This is a genomic window from Litoreibacter sp. JB4-2, from assembly GCF_055693445.1.
In genome coordinates this window covers 3,866,880-3,885,224 of record NZ_CM146334.1, presented here as the reverse complement: position 1 = coordinate 3,885,224, position 18,345 = coordinate 3,866,880, and the positions used below count along the sequence as shown (strand labels likewise).

General features: G+C 55.4%; 19 protein-coding genes. 5 read left to right on the top strand and 14 right to left on the bottom strand.

The features are described from left to right. Positions 1-36: 36 nt before the first annotated feature. The 5 genes from ACZ1G7_RS19485 to ACZ1G7_RS19465 form a co-directional block, all read right to left on the bottom strand. Positions 37-594: a sarcosine oxidase subunit gamma gene (locus ACZ1G7_RS19485; RefSeq protein ID WP_472661054.1), complete on the bottom strand. Its 558-nt coding sequence runs from the start codon at positions 592-594 to the stop codon at positions 37-39. After that, positions 587-3,598, bottom strand: coding sequence for a sarcosine oxidase subunit alpha family protein (locus tag ACZ1G7_RS19480; RefSeq protein WP_472661052.1), 3,012 nt, complete (start codon positions 3,596-3,598; stop codon positions 587-589). The genes ACZ1G7_RS19485 and ACZ1G7_RS19480 overlap by 8 nt, the downstream gene beginning before the upstream one ends. Next, positions 3,595-3,924, bottom strand: coding sequence for a sarcosine oxidase subunit delta (locus tag ACZ1G7_RS19475; protein ID WP_472661050.1), 330 nt, complete (start codon positions 3,922-3,924; stop codon positions 3,595-3,597). Before ACZ1G7_RS19475 ends, ACZ1G7_RS19480 begins: the two co-directional genes overlap by 4 nt. A gap of 84 nt (positions 3,925-4,008) precedes the next feature. Beyond that, entirely contained in the window at positions 4,009-4,197 is a 189-nt protein-coding gene (locus ACZ1G7_RS19470; RefSeq protein WP_472661049.1) for a hypothetical protein, read from the bottom strand. A 186-nt stretch (positions 4,198-4,383) separates the two neighbouring features. Continuing rightward, positions 4,384-5,628 carry a sarcosine oxidase subunit beta family protein gene (locus ACZ1G7_RS19465; protein WP_472661047.1) on the bottom strand — a complete coding sequence of 415 codons (1,245 nt, stop codon included), beginning with the start codon at positions 5,626-5,628 and terminating at the stop codon, positions 4,384-4,386. Positions 5,629-5,868: 240 nt separating this feature from the next. Between ACZ1G7_RS19465 and ruvX the strand changes: the two genes are divergently transcribed. The 3 genes from ruvX (at position 5,869) to ACZ1G7_RS19450 (ending at position 7,732) form a co-directional block, all read left to right on the top strand. Beyond that, positions 5,869-6,300, top strand: a complete 432-nt coding sequence (gene ruvX / locus ACZ1G7_RS19460) for a Holliday junction resolvase RuvX (protein WP_472663767.1) — start codon at positions 5,869-5,871, stop codon at positions 6,298-6,300. Beyond that, on the top strand, positions 6,300-6,542 hold the full coding sequence (locus ACZ1G7_RS19455; RefSeq protein ID WP_472661045.1) for a DUF1289 domain-containing protein: 243 nt from the start codon (positions 6,300-6,302) through the stop codon (positions 6,540-6,542). The genes ruvX and ACZ1G7_RS19455 overlap by 1 nt, the downstream gene beginning before the upstream one ends. An 89-nt stretch (positions 6,543-6,631) precedes the next feature. Further along, on the top strand, positions 6,632-7,732 hold the full coding sequence (locus ACZ1G7_RS19450) for a THUMP domain-containing class I SAM-dependent RNA methyltransferase (protein WP_472661043.1): 1,101 nt from the start codon (positions 6,632-6,634) through the stop codon (positions 7,730-7,732). Here the strand turns inward: ACZ1G7_RS19450 and ACZ1G7_RS19445 are convergent. Continuing rightward, positions 7,729-8,514, bottom strand: a complete 786-nt coding sequence (locus ACZ1G7_RS19445; RefSeq protein WP_472661041.1) for a hypothetical protein — start codon at positions 8,512-8,514, stop codon at positions 7,729-7,731. The two genes, ACZ1G7_RS19450 and ACZ1G7_RS19445, sit on opposite strands and share 4 nt — an antisense overlap. Continuing rightward, on the bottom strand, positions 8,511-9,545 hold the full coding sequence (gene dusA, locus ACZ1G7_RS19440) for a tRNA dihydrouridine(20/20a) synthase DusA (protein ID WP_472663766.1): 1,035 nt from the start codon (positions 9,543-9,545) through the stop codon (positions 8,511-8,513). Before dusA ends, ACZ1G7_RS19445 begins: the two co-directional genes overlap by 4 nt. A 116-nt stretch (positions 9,546-9,661) precedes the next feature. On the opposite strand from dusA, the gene ACZ1G7_RS19435 reads away from it, so the two are divergent. Further along, complete coding sequence (locus ACZ1G7_RS19435; RefSeq protein WP_472661040.1) at positions 9,662-10,747, top strand: tyrosine-type recombinase/integrase; 1,086 nt, start codon at positions 9,662-9,664, stop codon at positions 10,745-10,747. 11 nt (positions 10,748-10,758) lie between these two features. Here the strand turns inward: ACZ1G7_RS19435 and ACZ1G7_RS19430 are convergent, their stop codons facing one another. The 4 genes from ACZ1G7_RS19430 to ACZ1G7_RS19415 all read right to left on the bottom strand — a co-directional run bounded on the left by ACZ1G7_RS19430 (position 10,759) and on the right by ACZ1G7_RS19415 (position 14,725). After that, entirely contained in the window at positions 10,759-12,249 is a 1,491-nt protein-coding gene (locus ACZ1G7_RS19430; RefSeq protein WP_472661039.1) for an RNA-dependent RNA polymerase family protein, read from the bottom strand. 698 nt (positions 12,250-12,947) lie between these two features. Continuing rightward, positions 12,948-13,142 (bottom strand): hypothetical protein, encoded by a 195-nt coding sequence (locus tag ACZ1G7_RS19425; RefSeq protein WP_472661037.1) that lies wholly within the window; start codon positions 13,140-13,142, stop codon positions 12,948-12,950. Between the two features lie 399 nt (positions 13,143-13,541). Continuing rightward, entirely contained in the window at positions 13,542-14,093 is a 552-nt protein-coding gene (locus tag ACZ1G7_RS19420) for a methyltransferase family protein (RefSeq protein WP_472661035.1), read from the bottom strand. After that, the gene (locus tag ACZ1G7_RS19415; RefSeq protein WP_472661033.1) at positions 14,090-14,725 is read right to left on the bottom strand and encodes a cation efflux transmembrane domain-containing protein; all 636 of its coding nucleotides are present in this window, start codon (positions 14,723-14,725) and stop codon (positions 14,090-14,092) included. Before ACZ1G7_RS19415 ends, ACZ1G7_RS19420 begins: the two co-directional genes overlap by 4 nt. A 72-nt stretch (positions 14,726-14,797) precedes the next feature. Here ACZ1G7_RS19415 and ACZ1G7_RS19410 point away from each other — a divergent pair, with 72 nt between their 5' ends. Further along, on the top strand, positions 14,798-15,214 hold the full coding sequence (locus tag ACZ1G7_RS19410) for a MerR family transcriptional regulator (RefSeq protein ID WP_472661031.1): 417 nt from the start codon (positions 14,798-14,800) through the stop codon (positions 15,212-15,214). 460 nt (positions 15,215-15,674) lie between these two features. Here ACZ1G7_RS19410 and ACZ1G7_RS19405 read toward each other — a convergent pair whose 3' ends face one another. The 3 genes from ACZ1G7_RS19405 to ACZ1G7_RS19395 form a co-directional block, all read right to left on the bottom strand. Then, positions 15,675-16,310, bottom strand: coding sequence for a recombinase family protein (locus ACZ1G7_RS19405; RefSeq protein WP_472661029.1), 636 nt, complete (start codon positions 16,308-16,310; stop codon positions 15,675-15,677). A 383-nt stretch (positions 16,311-16,693) separates the two neighbouring features. Further along, the gene (locus ACZ1G7_RS19400) at positions 16,694-17,218 is read right to left on the bottom strand and encodes a hypothetical protein (protein ID WP_472661027.1); all 525 of its coding nucleotides are present in this window, start codon (positions 17,216-17,218) and stop codon (positions 16,694-16,696) included. Then, positions 17,215-18,120: a hypothetical protein gene (locus tag ACZ1G7_RS19395; RefSeq protein ID WP_472661025.1), complete on the bottom strand. Its 906-nt coding sequence runs from the start codon at positions 18,118-18,120 to the stop codon at positions 17,215-17,217. The genes ACZ1G7_RS19400 and ACZ1G7_RS19395 overlap by 4 nt, the downstream gene beginning before the upstream one ends. Between the last annotated feature and the right edge of the window lie 225 nt (positions 18,121-18,345).

Below are 18,345 nucleotides of genomic sequence, written 5' to 3'. Positions count from 1 at the left end.
CACACTCGAATAGGATGGTATAAATACGACGAAATACTATATTTCTGTTCGGAGCATAGCGGCACGGCTCAAAACGCCGAACACGTACTCCGCCACCGAACGGAAACAGATCAGTTCAACCGTTTGCGCATCTGGCATCCAGAAGGCAGCCGGCGTTTGCGCCAGGCGTGTGCGGCGGAAATGGCCCGCGGGAAACGCGGCAGGCGACATGTCAACTGGGGCGAGTTTGGCAATGACGTTGCGGGCATCCGCGCCGGTGACGCGGAAAACCGCGCGCGCGTCTGACACATTCGCGGCCAAAAAATGCGTGCCGTTCAGAGTATCGCTCAATGTTGCAACTCCCGCTTCAGCCTCCGCATGGGGGCACAGGATCAGCAGTTCGTCCGGGCTCATCCATGCCGCAGCGTGCGTGTTGCCTGCGTTGCAACGGGTCTGCGCCGGCACGTCAACGCCCGTCAGAACCTTCACGGCCTTTTTGAATTTGGCGCTACCAAGATCACCCCGCAGAGTGATCATGCCGCGCAGGCCTTTTTCTTCGATACGGGCAAAACCTTCATAGGCCGCGCCTTGCAACGCGCTGACAGAGTTAGACATTTTGCTTCTCCCCATCCTTGTCATAAAAGACCGGGTCAACGATCTTCGCCTTGATCTCATTGCCGTCCAACGTCGGGAAGCATATCACCTCACCCATACGGTCGGGCCCGTTCAGCACCAGCCCCATTGCGATGCCGCGCCCCAGATTTGCGGAATAGTAGGTCGAGGTCACGCGCCCTTCCGTGTTGCGCTGCCCGTTCTCGTTGGTTCCATCTGTCGCCGCATAAGCGCCATCCGGGATGACGGAGCCGTCGACGGTTTCAAGCCCTACCAGCTGCCAGCGGTTCGGATCGGTCATATGTAGTCTCTCTTGCGCGCGCTTGCCAAGGTAGTCGTCTTTCTTCTTAGACAGCGCCCAATGCAGCCCCAAATCCTGCGGGATGACCGTGCCGTCGGTCTCATCTCCGATCATGATGAAGCCTTTTTCGGCGCGCAAAATATGAAGGCATTCAGTGCCATAGGCGGTGACGTTGAACTCCTGCCCTGCCTCATACAGCGCGTCCCAAAAGGCGCGACCTTGGCTGGCGGGCACTGCGATTTCATAGCTCAACTCGCCGGAGAAGGAGATGCGGAAGACGCGTGCGTCAAAGCCGCCGATCTGTCCCTCTTTCCACTCCATGAAGCCAAGCGCGGTTTTGGAGACATCCATGCCACCCAGCTTTTCCAGCAATTTGCGCGCGTTCGGGCCGACGACGGCGATTTGTGCATATTGCTCGGTCAGGTTGGCGGTGTAGACCTTCCAATCCCACCATTCGGTTTGCAGCCATTCCTCCATATGCCCGTGGATGCGCGCGGCGCCTCCGGTGGTGGTGTGGCACAGCCATGTGTCGTCATCGATACGCGCGACCACCCCGTCATCGGTCAGAAATCCGTTTTCGGTACACATCAGCCCGTAGCGGCATTTGCCGGGTTTCAGATTGGACATCATATTGGTGTACATCATGTCGAGGAATTTACCGGCATCCGGCCCTTTGACGACGATCTTGCCAAGGGTCGAGGCGTCCAGCAAACCGAGGCTTTCGCGGACCGCTTTCACCTCACGGTTCACTGCGTCCTCGGTGCTTTCACTGGGGCGTTTGTAGCAATAGGCGCGACGCCAATGGCCGACAGGCTCCCATTCCGCGCCATTGTCCTCGCCCCATGCATGCAGCGGGGTTTTGTCGATGGGTTGGAACAGCTCGCGCGAGGCTTCGCCAGCGATAGAGCCCATGGAGATCGGATGATAAGGCGGCCGGAACGTCGTGGTGCCAACCTGCGGAATATCAGCATTCAAACTGTCAGCTAAGACCGCCAGAGCATTGATATTACTGAGCTTTCCTTGATCAGTCGCCATGCCCAAAGTGGTATAGCGCTTGGCATGCTCGACGCTTTCAAAGCCTTCTTGCGCGGCCAACTGTACGTCGGAAACTTTGACGTCGTTCTGATAGTCCAGCCAGGTTTTTGAGCGCAGCTTGTAGCTGGCCCCTTGCGGCATTTTCCAGACCGGGGCGATTGGCGCCTCGTCACTTGCATCGGCTTTTGGAGCCTTCGTAGACGCAGCCTTGCCGCCCAAGGATTTCACAACGGATTTGGCGGTAGCGTCGGAATCAGCAAGCCCACCAGCGGTGTCCATCACCCCGTTGGCGCTGCCGATCACAGACACAAAACCCTGCCCTGCATCGCCCAAGGGCGGTCGGTCGGGATCAGGGCGGAAATGGGCTTGCGCGTCATCCCAGACCAGCTTGCCGCCGCAATGGGACCACAGATGCACAACGGGTGACCAGCCGCCCGACATGGCGACCGCGTCGCAGGCGATCTCCTCCAGCACCGCGCCCTCGCCAGCTTGGGCGCAAAGACCAACGCTTTCGACCCGCTTTCCGCCCTTGACCATTGCGATGCCTTTGCCGGTTTCAACCCGGATACCTGCCGCAAGCGCGTCCTGCATCAGTTGGCCGCCGCCCTGAGGGCGCGCATCAACAATCACGGGAACCTCCAGGCCGATCTCGTTCAGGATCAAAGCCGTGCGGTAGGCGTCGTCATTATTGGTCACAACGACGGTACGATCCCCAGCGGAGACGCCAAAGTTCACCGCATAGTCGCGCAAAGATGCGGCCAGCATCACGCCCGGGATATCGTTGCCCGCAAAAGACAAGGGCCGCTCAATCGCGCCGGTCGCAGTAATGATGTGCTTTGCCCGAATACGCCACAACCGGTGTCGTGGCGTCGTCGCAGGTGCAAGATGATCACCCAAACGCTCATAGCCCAGCGCGTAGCCATGATCATACACGCCTGCGCCCATATTGCGGCTACGCAGCGTGACATTCTCCATTTCTTCAAGGGCTTGAACTGTATTACTAATCCAATCCTCAGCAGGTTTCCCGTCAATCACGGCACCATCGACAGGCGCGCGACCACCCCAATGCGCGGTTTGTTCCAGCAGCAAAACGGTCTGCCCCGCCTCACCCGCGGCCTTGGCCGCTTGAAGGCCAGCGATCCCGCCGCCAATAATCAAAACATCCGCAAAGGCGTAGTAGTGCTCATAGATATCTGCGTCGCGATCCTTGGGCGCCTTCCCAAGACCTGCAGCCTTGCGGATGAACGGTTCAAACAGGTGCTTCCACGCGGCGCGCGGGTGGATAAATGTCTTGTAGTAAAAGCCCGCCGGCATGAACCGCGCGGCGTAATTATTGACGACGCCCACATCCATTTCCAAGGATGGCCAATGGTTTTGCGATGCCGCTTGCAGCCCGTCAAACAGCTCGGTCGTGGTGGCGCGTGCGTTGGGTTCAAAATGCCCGTCGCGGCCAAGGTTCATCAACGCGTTCGGCTCTTCCGGGCCTGCCGCCACGATCCCGCGCGGGCGATGATATTTAAACGAGCGGCCCACCAGCATTTGATCGGCCCCCAGCAACGCGGACGCGAGCGTGTCGCCCACAAACCCCTTCATCCGGCGGCCATTGAATTCGAAATAGAGCGCTTTGGAGCGGTCAATCAGCCGCCCGCCTTTGGACAAACGTGTGCTCATGAGAACGCTCCCCAGGACCAACCGGGCCGCTTTTTGGATATCTTGTCGCGCAGCGCTTTCGGCGGTTCTAACGTTTGTGCCGGATAAGTGCCGAACACCTCCAACGTGACCGTGCAGCGCGCGGCGTGAAACCACTTGCCGCAGCCATTGGCATGCCGCCAGCGTTCAAAATGCACGCCCTTGGGGTTCTCGCGCATGAACATGTATTCTTCAAACGCGTCATCTGATGAGCCCACGGTTTCGCGTTTGATATGCGCCTGACCGCCCGCGGCCAACTCGGTCTCATCGGCATCTATGCCGCAGCAGGGACAATGAAGGATCAACATGGGCAGGCCCTTTGAGCACGACAAAAGGCAGCCGCGAAAGCGCGACTGCCCATTGAATCGTAAGTGGTAGGTTTTGTGGTGGCGTTATTCTGTTGCGGCAGGTGCCGCTGCGTTTGGATCAGCGACTTGGCTTTCCAAAAGCCCTGCTGGCAGATCCGGTGCTTCGCCCGCGCCCATGAAGGCGAGGCCCAGGATGAAAATCCCGATAAGAACCGCGGCGACAACAAGTGCTTTGCCACCCAATGCTTCGTCGTGAGTGCTGTAGTCTGACATTGAACGTCCTCCTGTTGACTGGAGTGACATTCGCAAGATGTAAAACATGTCTCAACGGAAGGCCGCAAAGGCGGCAGATTTCGGCTGCTCACAGCCAAAAGCCCGGTGCGGCATTGGCAGACAATCGCCAATATAGCGCTAACAGGCGGCTCAAACCCTAAATATGCGAGTTGACAGGCCCGCATTCTAATGCGCCACCCCGGCGGCGACGCTTTCGTCGATGAAGCGGCCCTCTTTGAACCGGTCGAGCCCAAACTCGGCGGTCAGCGGCGAATAGCCCTTCGCCATCAGCTCGGCAAAGCCCCAGCCAGAGCCGGGGATCGCTTTGAACCCGCCCGTGCCCCAGCCGCAATTGATGAAGCAGTTCTCAAGCGGCGTTTTCGACAGGATCGGGGAGCGGTCGCCGGTGACATCCACGATACCGCCCCACTGCCGCAGCATTTTCAGCCGGGAGATCATCGGGAAGGTCTCAATCAGCGCGCGCACAGTTTCCTCGATATGATGGAAGCTGCCGCGCTGGGTGTAGTTGTTATGGCTGTCCGTGCCGCCGCCGATGACCATCTCGCCCTTGTCGGATTGCGACATATAGCCATGCACCGTGTTGGCCATGACGACGATATCCATGCAGGGCTTGATCGGTTCAGACACCAGCGCTTGCAGCGCTACGCTTTCTATCGGCAGCCGGAAGCCCGCCATATCCGCGACATGGCCGGAATGCCCCGCCACCACGATGCCCAGCTTGTCGCAGCCAATATGGCCGCGCGTTGTCTCGACCCCTGTCACCTTGCCGCCCTCTTTGGTCACACCGGTGACTTCGGTCTTTTGCAGGATATCCATGCCCATGTCTGAACAGGCCCGCGCATAGCCCCAGGCCACCGCGTCGTGGCGCGCCGTGCCGCCCCGCGCCTGCCACAACCCGCCCATGACCGGGTAACGCGGCCCGTCGATATTCATGATCGGGCAGATTTCTTTGACCCGGTCAGGGCCGATAAATTCGGTTTTCACGCCTTGCAGCGCGTTTGCATAGGCCGTGCGCTGGTAGCCGCGCACCTCGTGATGGGTTTGCGCCAGCATCAACACGCCACGTGGGCTGAACATCACATTGTAATTGAGGTCCTGAGACATGGTATCATACAGGCTGCGCGCCTTCTCGTAGATCGCGGCGGACGGATCCTGCAGATAGTTCGACCGAATAATCGTTGTGTTGCGGCCCGTATTGCCGCCGCCGAGCCAGCCCTTTTCGATGACCGCCACATTGGTGATCCCGAAGTTCTTGCCAAGGTAATAGGCTGAGGCGAGCCCATGCCCACCCGCGCCAATGATGATCGCGTCGTATTTCTTTTTCGGCTCAGGCGACGCCCAGGCCCGCTCCCACCCCTGATGGTAACGGGCGGCTTCGCGCGCAATTGCAAAGGCGGAGTAGCGTTTCATAGAGCACATCTCGACAGCTGGCAGGTCTCACTGGTTTTGCGACAGGATTGCCCGTCCCGTCGCGCCCAGCGCGACATTAAATGCGCATCTCGCGACATGTCCATCTTGCCATGCGCGCCGAACGGTCGCAGCTTGGTGGACTTTGCCCGCCGGGCATGAGTATCTGGCACCAAATGGAAAGGCAGGGCGTTGGGCGAAATTTTCGACGACATTGCGGAATTTGCGCAAACTGTAGGGCCGATGGCCCCGTTGGCTGGCCTCGATCTGGGCACCAAGACACTGGGCGTGGCCGTGACCGACGTGATGCAAAGCGTCTCGACGCCCTTGGAAACCATCAGGCGCACCAAATTCACCACCGACGCGGAAGCACTTTTGGCGATTTGCACCGCGCGCAGCATCGGCGGGCTGGTGTTGGGGCTGCCGTTGAACATGGACGGCTCGGACGGGCCGCGGGTGCAATCGACACGGGCTTTTGCACGCAACTTGTCACGACTGACCCCTCTGCCCATCACCTATTGGGACGAACGACTGTCCACCGTAGCGGCCGAGCGCGCATTGTTAGAGGCGGATACGTCACGGAAACGTCGCGGCGAGGTGATTGATCACGTCGCCGCCGGGTTTATCTTGCAAGGGGCATTGGACCGAATGCAGCACATAAGGCGAGAAAGTTAATGGATGATATCTGGAAGCGCGACGAAGTGCAGTCGCCCTGCGTCAAAGTCTGCGTGATCCATCCATCCGAGCGGCTCTGCACCGGGTGCTTGCGCTCCATTGATGAGATCGCCGCATGGTCGCGCATCAGCAATGACGAACGCGCCGCAATCATGGCGGAACTGCCCGAGCGCGCGCCGCGCCTGAAAAAACGTCGTGGCGGGCGCAGTGCCCGAATGGGGTCCCAACCACCGCAAATCTGAACCGACCAAATAATGAGGGACGCCTGAAAGGCGTGCATTTGGGTCACGCGATGCTGGCACTTACGTTTGCTGCACAGTAAGACGCGACGATGACGCGCTTTGAAATATTCGCCGTAGGCACCCCCGGGCTCGAACATTTTCTGCTTGAGGAAGTGCGGTCCCATAAATTCGACAGCATAACTGCGACCCCTGGTGGCGTGACATTCCAAGGCGGATGGCCCGATACCTGGCGTGCCAATCTGGAGCTGCGCGGCGCCAGCCGCATTCTGGTGCGGATCGGCAGTTTTATGGCCTTTCACCTGGCCCAGCTCGACAAGCGCGCAACCAAATTTCCTTGGGGCGATACCCTGCCACCGGGCAGCAGCGTCAAAGTCGAAACGACAACGCAAAAATCCAAAATTTACCACGCGGGTGCTGCGACCCAGCGGTTGGAAACCGCGCTGACATCAAACGGCTATAACATCAGCAGCGATGCTCAGATCACACTCAAAGCCCGGATCGACGACAACAAAGTCACACTGTCGCTCGATAGCTCGGGCGACGGGCTGCACAAGCGCGGCCATAAGGAAGCCATCGGCAAAGCCCCAATGCGCGAAACTCTGGCTGCGCTGTTTCTGCGACAAGCAGACTTTGACGGATCAGAACCGCTGCTGGACCCGATGTGCGGCTCCGGCACCTTCGTTCTGGAGGCCGCAGAAATCGCCGCTGGCGCGCAGCCGGGTCGCAGCCGCAGTTTCGCGTTCGAGCAATTTGCCGGGTTTGACCCAAAGGCGTTCGAAGCCCTGCGCCGCCCGTTGCTCGCCCCAGACGGCCCACCGCGATATTTTGGATCCGATAGGGACGCCGGGGTCATCTCCCAGGCGCAGGCAAATGCCAAACGCGCGCACCTTCAGTCCATGTGCAGCTTTGCTCACATACCCGTTGCGGCCCTCGCCCGCCCGGATGGTCCGCCCGGATTGGTCATGGTCAACCCGCCCTACGGTACGCGGATCGGCAACAAAAAACTTCTATTCGCATTGCACGTTGCGTTGGGTCGTGTCTTGCAGGAACAGTTCAAAGGCTGGCGTTTGGGCATCGTCACAACAGAGGCAGAGCTTGCCAAGGCAACAGGCCTGAAGTTCAAAAAACCCTCTGCGCCGGTGCCACATGGCGGTTTAAAGGTACGCCTGTTTCAAACCGACCCGCTTTAGGCCAGCCAATCGCTGATATCTGGCAGCTCTGGCCGGAAATAAGCAATGATGCGCCCCTCAGGCGGAGCTATCGCGCCATCGGTCCAAGCAGCCACACCGTGCAAGGCCAATCGGTCTACCAGATAGGCCTCGCCGGGTTGCGCTTGAACGATAACGCGGGCACAACGATCAAAACACACGCGCCGCGCGTCTTGGTATGTTTCGGTAAGATCGACCTCGCCCCACGTTTCCGGCCTATGCCCGGACAATGCATCCAGAAAAGCCGCGCGCATGATTGTGTGACTGCCTTCCCAAATGACCAGTGGGCTGGCCCCAACGCTGGTCTCGCTCAAAGGCAGGCCCAGAACAAACCCGTGCGGTTCATGCAAATAGCGACGGCGAGCCGTTCCCACGGGAAGCAAACCATCGACATGCGCCGCATCGCGGTCCCGGCGAAACCGAAATGCAGCCGCGCTTTCACCGTCCATCGGTTTTGGGTAGCCGGGATAGATGACCGAGACCTGCGCCTTGTCCCAGCTTTGCGCCCCAAACTGCGTTTCTACGAAATCAACAACCGCGCCGCGCAGCTCAGGGCCACCCGCAAGCTGACCGGAGGCGTCATTGGGCAAAATGTTGACCCCTGCAAACCAAGTACCGCCACAACGCAGCCAATCCGCGATATTTTGTTCGTTTTGTGCAAGTGCCTTTGCCACGTTTGCAGCATGCGCGACCCAAGCTCCAAGCTTTGCGTCATAGGGAAAGCGGCACCAGCCCTGCGTTGCAAGCGCCTGCGATGGTGTCATTGCGCGGCGTGGGATTGGGCGGTCACAGGCTCCAACGCACGAAGAACCAAATCGGAGTTTGCCCCGTCCTTCGATGCGCCCTCTGACAAAGTACGCCGCCATCCGCGGGCACCGGGCTGCCCCGCAAATAGCCCCAGCATGTGGCGCGTGACCTGATGCAACCGCCCGCCATTCTCTAGATGCGCGTCAATATATGGCAGCATCGCGAGCGCCACATCCTGCGGGGCTTCAAATGGCGTGTCGCCACCAAAGACGCGCGCGTCCGCCCGGCCCAAAATATCCCAAGGCTGGTGGTAGGCGGCGCGCCCGATCATCACCCCATCCATATGGTCAAGATGCGCCTCAGCGGCATCAAGCGTCGCAACACCCCCATTGATCGACAGGTGCATATCGGAAAACTGTGCCTTCATGCGCTGCACCAGCGCATAATCCAAAGGCGGAATATCGCGATTTTCCTTGGGGCTGAGCCCTTGCAGCCAGGCTTTGCGGGCATGGATCGTGACCCGGCGGACACCTGCGTCACGAATTCGGGTCAGGAAATCAGGCAGGACCGTTTCCGGGTCCTGATCATCCACCCCAATCCGGCACTTCACGGTGACCTCAACGGGTTGGGCCGCGATCATCGCAGCCACGCAGTCGGCGACCAAGCCGGGTTGTTCCATCAAAACGGCGCCAAAGCACCCCGATTGAACGCGGTCGGACGGGCAGCCAACATTGAGGTTGATCTCATCATAACCATGCGCCGCGCCAATGGTTGCCGCTTCCGCCAGCTCAGCCGGGTCGGAACCGCCAAGCTGCAAGGCTATCGGGTGTTCTTCGGTGTTGAAATCCAGCAAATGCAACGCGCCGCCACGCACCAACGCGGGTGCGGTGACCATTTCGGTGTAAAGCAGCGCTTCACGCGACATCAGCCGGTGGAAAAATCGACAATGCCTGTCCGTCCAGTCCATCATCGGGGCGACAGATAGACGTGCAGAACGCTCAACTGTTGATTTTATTGAATTATTTTCAATTTTGGATGTTTCAAGCATCATCTGATTTTGGCCTATTTGCCCTTATTTACGTCTATTTTTGAATCAAGTATGACTCAGATTCATACGAAACGCCCCGGAGTCATACCAAGTTGGCCACCTTTAGAGAGAGAACTTTGAAAAGCGGTAAACTGAGCATTACCGCGCAAATCAAACGTAAGAATCCCGACTTCTTTGATAGCAAGAGTGGCTTTACCACAATGAAAGCTGCGGAGAAATGGGCGGCAAAGCGGGAGCGTGAAATAGACGCTCAGGTTGATGCGGGTACCAAACCGACAAAGCGCAGCACACAACGGCGAACTTTAGGCGATGCAATCGATAAGTACATTGCAGTAGATCGCACCGGGATGGGAAAAACCAAAAAGCAGGTCCTCACTACGATCCGTGACGAATACGAAATTTCAGAAATGCGGTTCGACGAGATCACAAGTGCTGACATTGCAGACTTTGCGGACCAGTTATGGGATCGCCCTAAAGTTACGTCAGCAGCCACCGTCAATAATTACCTGCAACACTTGTCCGGCGTCTTTTCGGTCGCCCGCCCCTTATGGGGGTTTTCCGTCGACGAAATGGTAATGAAAGACGCGATGAAAGCACTAGGGAAACTTGGCGTTAGGGCAAAAGCCAAAAAAAGGTTCAGACGCCCAACTCTGCCAGAAATGAACCGGCTCATGGCGCATTTTCACAAGTCTAGCTCACATGATCCAAGGGCTGTCCCCATGCACATCATCACCGCCTTTGCCTTGTTCAGCACCCGCCGTCAGGCGGAAATTTGCCGGATCAGTTGGGCTGATTACGAACCAGACGAAAACACCAACGAAACCCGCGTAATGGTTCGTGACATGAAACACCCCGGCGACAAGGAAGGTAACGATACGTGGTGCACCCTGCCCGCCCCTTGCCGCGAAATAATAGCAGCGCTACCAAAACCGGATGGAAAACAGAAGTTCATATTCCCTTATCACTCCGATACGATCAGTCGCCGCTTTACTGACGCCTGCAAGTTCTTAGAAATTGATGATTTGCATTTTCATGACTTACGCCACGAGGGGACTTCAAGGCTGTTTGAAATGAATTGGAACGTTGATCGCGTTGCCGATGTTACCGGGCATAGGTCATGGGAGTCGCTCAAGCGGTATCGACACTACAAGAAGAGTGGCGACAAATATGAAGGATGGAAGTGGATCGACGCCGTAACGTAGTCCCGTTAAGTCTAACAGCCGCCAATAGCCGTTTCTGGACTGCCTACTGCGGATTGATTTGAGTTCTGACGCGCGTGAGCGCGGATGATTGCTTTCTCGATACGAGAACGCATCGTGTCCTTGAAGTTTCGCGCTTGCGGTAGAATCCGGTTTCCTTTGACACCGAACGTCTGTGAAGCACGCTTTAGGTAGCTGTAGAACGTCCAGCTTTTGTAGTCGTCCGTTAACATTCCCTTCTTTACGCGGCTAAAACGCTGACTGAACAAGGAGTAATTGAACGACCCGATAAGCTCCGCTGGAGAGGCCTGCGGATTGTCCAGAACGTGCTTCATCCCGTCTCGTTTCGCAGCGTTGGTAACTTTTCGATACAGACGGGACATGGTGCTGTCCCTTACAAAAACCTTCCTGCCGTCATATCGGAAACCAAGATATTCAAGCCCATTCTTCCCTTGCGGGCCAGTAAGATGTTCAAAGGTCAAATCTTCCCCCTCGCGTTCGAAACGTACAACGCAGGTTTTGGCTTCTTTAATAACGAGAGCCTCGCCGTGGTTTTTGATTTCATCAATCGCAAAAGTAGTTGCTTGCGCGGCCTCAGCTTCACCACCCGGAACGATGAGAAGAATGTCGTCTGAGTATCTCATGTATGAGCCACCGCGCTGACGCGCGTATGCGTCCATTTTGGCGTCGAAGTCCAACAGATAGAAGTTGGCTATCAAGTCTGAAATTGGTGCGCCTTGTGGTACGCCATGGGGCAGCTCGTTTCGTTGAACGAGGCTTTGATATTGCTTGCCGATCCCGCATATCTTGGCCCTAAAGTCATCATTTGAGCAAATCTGCTTGGGCATTTCATGATATGGTCGTGTGTATCCTTCGACCAAGAAACTTCCACGTTGGACGGGTCCAAGATAACCCAGCCGCCTGTAAACTGCTTTTTGATCCACAAAACGATAACGCGTGATGTTCTTAAATACCGCGTAATGATCTGGCGGCAATTCATCGACGCCCAGTAAGTCGCACCATATTTTTTTGATGCGGCTATGCGAAAGGCTTTCAAAGTACCCCTTAATATCCAAGGCCACGGCGACACAATCGCCAAGCCTATCGACTTCATCAAAAGCGTCTTTGGCGAAGTCAATATTGCACTTGCCGCCATTTGATCCGGGTTTGGGAATCTGGCGATAAGCGATTGGACAGTGTGAAATACCCATTTCGGCAAGCCGCTGTTCGTACTTCACCGCTAGCTTGCGGCGATAGTGCGCGAAAATATATGCGTCCCGCCTCGCCCCATATCGAATTGGTCGAGACTTCTTTTCAGGCTTCGCTGCGTCAGCGGTTCGGTACGGTTGCCATTCTTCAAGATATAAAAAGAAGGGGTAGAACGAGTTTGACGTTACTCTTTCTCTGTCCGTCACCAAGCGTTCAATCTCTTTCAACGAAAGAGGTGCGTCAAAGTGCGGATAGTGTTTTAGATCGGAAACTGTAAATGAAAAATCTTCTGTCATATGCCCCGCGAGTGGGGACGGAACTTCGGGTCAACGCACTTACCCTTTTCATTCCCGCCCCCGCCGTTCTGCGATGTGCGTTCGTCTACGACGTAGTAGTGTATACTGTAGTAAAGCTGACAATCTGGTATTGTCGCATTACCTACAAGATGCGCTGCGGACCGGCGAAAGGAGCCCCGATTATGGAACAAGCAATCTGCACTGACCTCGCAACGAGCCTTGACAGTTTAAACACCTAACTGAATACCCCAATCGGCATCATACCAGATACATGGGCATGACGATTTCGTGATACAAGGTTTGGTGTTCATTTTTTTTGCGACTTTTGGAAACTCTATTTCGGATACTAAGAAACACATGCGCTTTGGCTCTATTAACCAGATAGAATTTTGCGCCGTTCTGCCCGACGTTTTGCATCCCGCTTACAACCTGCGCAGTAGTTTCCGCTGCCATCGGGTTTGACCAAGATAACATCATGATGCCCATTTTTGCATGGAGCGGCTCGCACTAAGAACCGCTGCGCCTCATCCTCATCGACAAGACGCCTTACACCCCCATGGCAGGCTTTATACTGGGCCTGTGTGTCAAACGCTTCGCCGAATAGCTGTTGAGCCTCACAGGCGCTTAAAATGGCCCCTTGTGGATATGGGCGCGGCCCCATCACGGCCCACGGTAGTTGGTTACGCAAGGGCGTCATTTTACCAATTCGCAGACGCCAAAACCGGGTCCGCTTCCAAAACATTTGTCAGTCGAGAAAATGGGCGCATACCGTCGCCAATGCGCAAGTCCAATTCGCCAGTGACATGACCAAACTCGCCTTCTGCCAGAATAGGGTCAGCAGCCTGCCAGCTATGCAAAGTATCGCGCCGGGCTTGAATTGTCTGTGGCGTCATGGGCGCGAGGAGGCGTTACCACCGTCAATAATTTGAAAGGTAGCGCCACCGCCTGCACCGCTTGCCGCTTCCAAGTTGCTAAGGCGGGTATAGGCCTCGTCAATCAGTTCCCTCTCGTTTTGGGTATATGAGGAACCAGCGCGACGGTCGTCTGGATTATTGGAGCCCGGAGTCTTTTGGATCATCTTTGTCATTGCTAATCGTCCTGATATGGGAAGGTGGTCGTTAACATAACTATACCACATTTAAACGTGTTTTGCACGGCATCGACGGTATTGACCGAGCCAGCCAAAGGCAAAGCAGCCACTGGCGTAGAATGCGGCGAAAAGCCGGATTGAGCCCAGACCTACCAAGATGCCGCACCATGGCGAAGGTCTGCTTTTGCATTTGGTCATTTGCCTACAAGAACCGTCGGACCTTTGCCCTGTAGTTCTCGAAGGGGGAACCATATTGCTCCTCGAGCCATGGTTCCTCGGCGAAAGGCGCGGCAATTAGAACGGCTATTCCTGCAAAGCCGACTAGCGCCGCTCCAGACGACGCGCAAAGCACGACCCAGCCGATAATCATTGCTATGTCTGCGACGTACTGTGGATTGCGGGAATAGCGATACATGCCGCCCGTTCGAAGCGACCCTTTCGCGCCTCCAGTTTGGGCTATTCCGAACTGCGCGGCCTCTGACCACACGATGACGTTGCCAGCAACAATCAGCGGAATGCCAACTCCGATCCGCAGCCAAGTTGGGATTGGTAGGCTTCCCCAATTCATCAAGCCTAAGACGATCAGGATGCCGAATAGCGTGAATGTCGGAATCCAAACCAAGACAGGAGTCGCCTTGGTGTATCGCTTTGGCGGCCAAAGGCGGCGCTCAGGGTGTGTGATGGACCAAAGTATCGCTGCTAGGGTGCCTGCCGCGATCACAAGGCCGACGAGGATCAAGATCGCCTGCATCATACCTCCACATGCTCATGGTCGGTGATGGCGCGCCGCTCCTCCAAGGCTTGGCGCACGATCTGGAAGGCCGATGACAGGAACAATCCGGCCATAATGGTTGCCACGATCAGGTCAGGCCAACCCGTTGCCGTGCCCCATACGCCAAGTGCTGCAAACATCACTGCCACATTCCCAATGGCGTCATTGCGCGAGCACAGCCAGACCGACCGGACATTGGCATCACCATCTTTGTAGCGGACCAGCAGCAAGACGCTCGCCAGATTGGTGAGCAGTGCAAGAAAACCGACGATACCCATGATCTCTGCGGTGGGGACGCCGACATAGAAGACGCGATAGACCGTTGATCCGAACACCCAAAGGCCCATCAGAAGAAGGCTGAAGCCTTTGAACAATGCCGCGTTCGTTCGCGCGCGGAGTGAGGCCCCGATGACCGCAAGTGAAATGCCGTAGGTCAGCGCATCGCCTGCAAAGTCGAGGGCGTCCGCTTGCAACGCCTGAGACTTGGCCAGATGGCCTGCTGTCATCTCGACAAAGAACATCGTCGCGTTGAGCGCGATGACGATCCACAGCCGTCTTTTGTAATCATCTGAAACGCCGTCAAACTTGGCGTCATGTCCGCAGCAACCAGCCATGGGAATCCTCTTTCATCTTTGATTGCTCATAGTGTAATGTCTCTAGTGACTAGAGGTTCAAGAGGTTTCTTCATGCTTTCTATCGGCGAGCTATCAAAGCGCACCAAGGTAAAGGTTCCGACCATCCGCTATTACGAGGAAATGGGGCTATTGGCAGAGGCAGAACGCACGTCAGGAAACCAACGGCGATACGACAAAGCTGGGTTAGAGCGCCTGAGTTTCATCCGCCATGCGCGTGACCTTGGGTTTTCGATTGAAGCGATCTCGTCGTTGATTGAACTGCAAGAGCATCCAGATCGGTCGTGCGAAGCTGCGACGGAGATCGCCACGTCACAACTTGAAGACGTCCGCGCCAAGATCAAACGTCTCAGAACACTTGAGAAGGAACTCAGCCGAATATCGAAGGGCTGCGATGGTGAAGGCGTGTCGGAAGATTGTTATGTTTTGGCGTCACTGGCCGATCACAATTTGTGCGACAGAGAACATTAAAAACCTTTAATGCGGACATTGGACTGTCGAGAACGACTGGCAGCAAAGTCCGCATGGCGGACCTTTTCCCTCACAGCAGCAGAAGGTCGTTTTTGAAGTTAACATGTGCCAGAGAATTGTGTTGGTATTTACGGATGGCTGTAATTTTGAAACAAATTGGCCAGCTACAAGCTGGCACCTACTGGGGCGCGAGGGTGGCCCCTAGGGCATACCCCCAGTGGGACCCCAAGACATTCTCAAGCTGTTAAGGGGTGACCTGCTACGCAGGCTTCATCCAATCAAACAGGCACTTAGAGAGCCACACAGCATCGCCGACGCGGTACGGCTCAGGCGGTGTTATCATCGGGTCTGACTATCAATAGAAAGCGGGATTAACCGACTGTATCAACAGCGGAATATGTTGTGCGGTTGATTGGTTGGTATGTTGATGGAGGCCCGCGTCTAGCGGGCCGGTTGCCCATCACATTCCCCAGCGATTTAATGCTGTCTCGACTGCCTTTGGGTCTTGCTCGATACGATATACAATCTGACGCGATACGCCGTGTGTCCTCGCGATATGGGTACATGTGTGCGTCCCTGCCTTTAGCATGGCCTGAATGCCCTCAAACGTCTCGCGCGTATATGTTGGTTTCTTGCCGCGATACTTGGTTACATCGGCTTTAGCATGGGCAATCCCAGCGATCTGCGCGGCCTTGGTTGCTTCTGCCTGCGCCTGAGAAGTTGCTGCCATGAAGGCGATCAGCGCGTCTCTGACGGCCTTCTGTACTGGATCATCGGTTGCGCCGTCGAATGTGAAGTTGTTGATGACGGTGCGAATGACAACGCCTTGCTGCATGAGCCTGCGGATAGTGTCCGTCACATCGTCATAGTCGCGGCCCAAGCGGTCTACCCAACGCACCACCAGTACGTCTCCCTTGCGTAGCAGGTCAAACAGCCGCTTGGCTTGTGGGCGCTCTGCGAAGCGCACTGAGACGCCACTGACGCCTTCGTCAGATATGACCTGATCTATCTTAAAGCCCGCTTGTTCGGCTTGGGCTGTTTGGTGTTCCACTGTCTGGTCTGACGTCGATACACGGGAATAAAGTATCGTCTGCATAAGGCCTCCTTTCGTCCACAAGGGTTATGTCCATTTAATATCGTGTCCGTATGGATAGATCAACCCTTATGGACGCCCCTCACGCCGATTTTTGACCGCCCATAGGGGTATACCCTTGTGGACGTCCTTGATTGTTTCCTCACCAGCGTAGCGGGTAGATCGGTTAAATGCGGGGTGCTTGACTGTGTTCAAAATCAGAACGGTTTGATGCCAAAATGATAACGAATAAAGTTATCGACAAAGTATTCGAGGATGGCAGCCAAAAAGGGATTTTGGCCCAAAAGGTAACAAGTACTCAGGTAAATTATAGCTTAGGAGTGTTTTTGGTTAGTGCGGCTTAGGTTCGTTAGGGTGGTCTTGATAATGCAAAATCAAGCTCCAGTTTATTCGCTGTATTTGGAGGAAAAGGCGATATGTGTCCGCTTGACCAGCATCAACAAGGACAGAAAAAAGTGTGAAACCAGAACCGCCAAAACAGCCCCTTCAATCCTCCCCGAAAGGCTGGTGATCATCATTCCAACAAAGATCAACAGAGATAGGCAAGAGAGCAATATCAGGTATGAGACGTTATAATTTACGTCTGCGAAAAACTTCCTATCTCTCTTGAAGCGCTCAATTTCACGAGCATCTGAAGTTTCGTCTTTGCCACAAATAGGCTTCCTTGGGGACAACCCATAGAGCGCCATCTGGGCACTAAATAGAAGCGCCGCAAAAACTGAGAACACGGCAATAAGTGCGCCGTTTACTTCGGGTGGAATCTTAAATGGAAAACAGAAGTACAGCCCCCCAAGGACGAGCGGTAGCACATAAAAAAATGCAAAATCGCCGTATGAGAACTTATCCGTGGTATCATCATACAAAGTCGCGATGTGGTCTTTCACAACAATGAAGATGTTTACCTTATTCATGCTTTGCCCGCTGCAATATCTGCAAAGATGCTGGCTGTTTCAGAGCTTATTGAATCAAATTTCGGCATACCATTTGGCCCTCTTTGTACTTGGTCCGTCAAGTCGAACTTTCCTGTGTTCCGGCTAAGGCCCACCAATGTAACAGTACGCCTCTTGCCTCCGACCATGATCTCAGCGGTGGCTTCGTCAAACTGGGTGTCGTTGTACTCTAACACACTTCCAGCCTTAGTTGGCTTCACTCTGCCAGCAAAACTCATCAATCGCCCAAGGTGCGAGCGTGGCTTAGCGCTAAAGGATACACCTAGGTCCACCAAAGCGCCCGGATCACCCAGTTGGTTCTCAGCAGCGTCACTCGAATAGTCACGCTTTGTTAAGCTCAGCTTCTTAACCTCTGCCGCTTGGTATGATGCGATCTCTCCGGGGGCAACTGGGTTGAACACAATGCGATAATCTGAATTTGTTTGCCTGAAGCCCGTTTCCAATGCCATCTGAAAGCGCCCAACACACGACCTTTGACCAAAAGTTTGCAAAGCCAGCAATGCATACTCGCCAGCGGTGGGAACCCAAAGCCGATAGTACAAAGGAAAGATTTCTATATCGCTAATCTTCCGCTTGTACTGCGTGGAACGCGTTTCGCGATCTACAATGTCTGTCGCGAATCCAGAACTGCCATACATGATCGAACCCTCGAATGTTTGACCGTTTTGGCTCTTTGGATCAAGGTACCACGGGCGCGGAGTCTCGCCCTCTTCGTACTCAGCACTCTTATATTTATTGATGAAATGCGGGGTCGCCTTCAAAAGCCGTGCACCGTCACCACTTTCCGCATAAACGATCTTTTCAGGCTTTCGCGTCTTGTGCTGAGTAATAGCATAGATATGAAGGCCGATAGAATTTTCCAAACTTATTTCTCCAAATGCTCGAAACCAAACCAGAACCCCGGTCAGCGTAGTCTATCTACGGTTGCGCAAATGTCGATAGGTTCAGACCGCTTCCCAGATGCGATGAACACCCCAGAACTGACAATAATTCCGCTGACGCGGGACGGTAGCGGCATCACAAGGCATTCAATCGAAGGGCGGGCCAGAGCGGGCGTGGGCGGGCGTACCCCATTATGGCCCGCACCC

Excerpts from the sequence above, each read along its gene's own strand:
- ACZ1G7_RS19475 (WP_472661050.1), bottom strand. The coding sequence starts at position 3,924 with ATGTTGATCCTTCATTGTCCCTGCTGCGGCATAGATGCCGATGAGACC.
- ACZ1G7_RS19400 (WP_472661027.1), bottom strand. The coding sequence starts at position 17,218 with ATGAATAAGGTAAACATCTTCATTGTTGTGAAAGACCACATCGCGACT.
- ACZ1G7_RS19465 (WP_472661047.1), bottom strand. The coding sequence starts at position 5,628 with ATGAAACGCTACTCCGCCTTTGCAATTGCGCGCGAAGCCGCCCGTTAC.
- dusA (WP_472663766.1), bottom strand. The coding sequence starts at position 9,545 with ATGCTTGAAACATCCAAAATTGAAAATAATTCAATAAAATCAACAGTT.
- ACZ1G7_RS19450 (WP_472661043.1), top strand. The coding sequence starts at position 6,632 with ATGACGCGCTTTGAAATATTCGCCGTAGGCACCCCCGGGCTCGAACAT.
- ACZ1G7_RS19470 (WP_472661049.1), bottom strand. The coding sequence starts at position 4,197 with ATGTCAGACTACAGCACTCACGACGAAGCATTGGGTGGCAAAGCACTT.
- ACZ1G7_RS19420 (WP_472661035.1), bottom strand. The coding sequence starts at position 14,093 with ATGATGCAGGCGATCTTGATCCTCGTCGGCCTTGTGATCGCGGCAGGC.
- ACZ1G7_RS19425 (WP_472661037.1), bottom strand. The coding sequence starts at position 13,142 with ATGACGCCACAGACAATTCAAGCCCGGCGCGATACTTTGCATAGCTGG.
- ACZ1G7_RS19455 (WP_472661045.1), top strand. The coding sequence starts at position 6,300 with ATGGATGATATCTGGAAGCGCGACGAAGTGCAGTCGCCCTGCGTCAAA.
- ACZ1G7_RS19445 (WP_472661041.1), bottom strand. The coding sequence starts at position 8,514 with ATGACACCATCGCAGGCGCTTGCAACGCAGGGCTGGTGCCGCTTTCCC.
- ACZ1G7_RS19415 (WP_472661033.1), bottom strand. The coding sequence starts at position 14,725 with ATGGCTGGTTGCTGCGGACATGACGCCAAGTTTGACGGCGTTTCAGAT.
- ruvX (WP_472663767.1), top strand. The coding sequence starts at position 5,869 with ATGGCCCCGTTGGCTGGCCTCGATCTGGGCACCAAGACACTGGGCGTG.
- ACZ1G7_RS19485 (WP_472661054.1), bottom strand. The coding sequence starts at position 594 with ATGTCTAACTCTGTCAGCGCGTTGCAAGGCGCGGCCTATGAAGGTTTT.
- ACZ1G7_RS19480 (WP_472661052.1), bottom strand. The coding sequence starts at position 3,598 with ATGAGCACACGTTTGTCCAAAGGCGGGCGGCTGATTGACCGCTCCAAA.
- ACZ1G7_RS19410 (WP_472661031.1), top strand. The coding sequence starts at position 14,798 with ATGCTTTCTATCGGCGAGCTATCAAAGCGCACCAAGGTAAAGGTTCCG.
- ACZ1G7_RS19405 (WP_472661029.1), bottom strand. The coding sequence starts at position 16,310 with ATGCAGACGATACTTTATTCCCGTGTATCGACGTCAGACCAGACAGTG.
- ACZ1G7_RS19430 (WP_472661039.1), bottom strand. The coding sequence starts at position 12,249 with ATGACAGAAGATTTTTCATTTACAGTTTCCGATCTAAAACACTATCCG.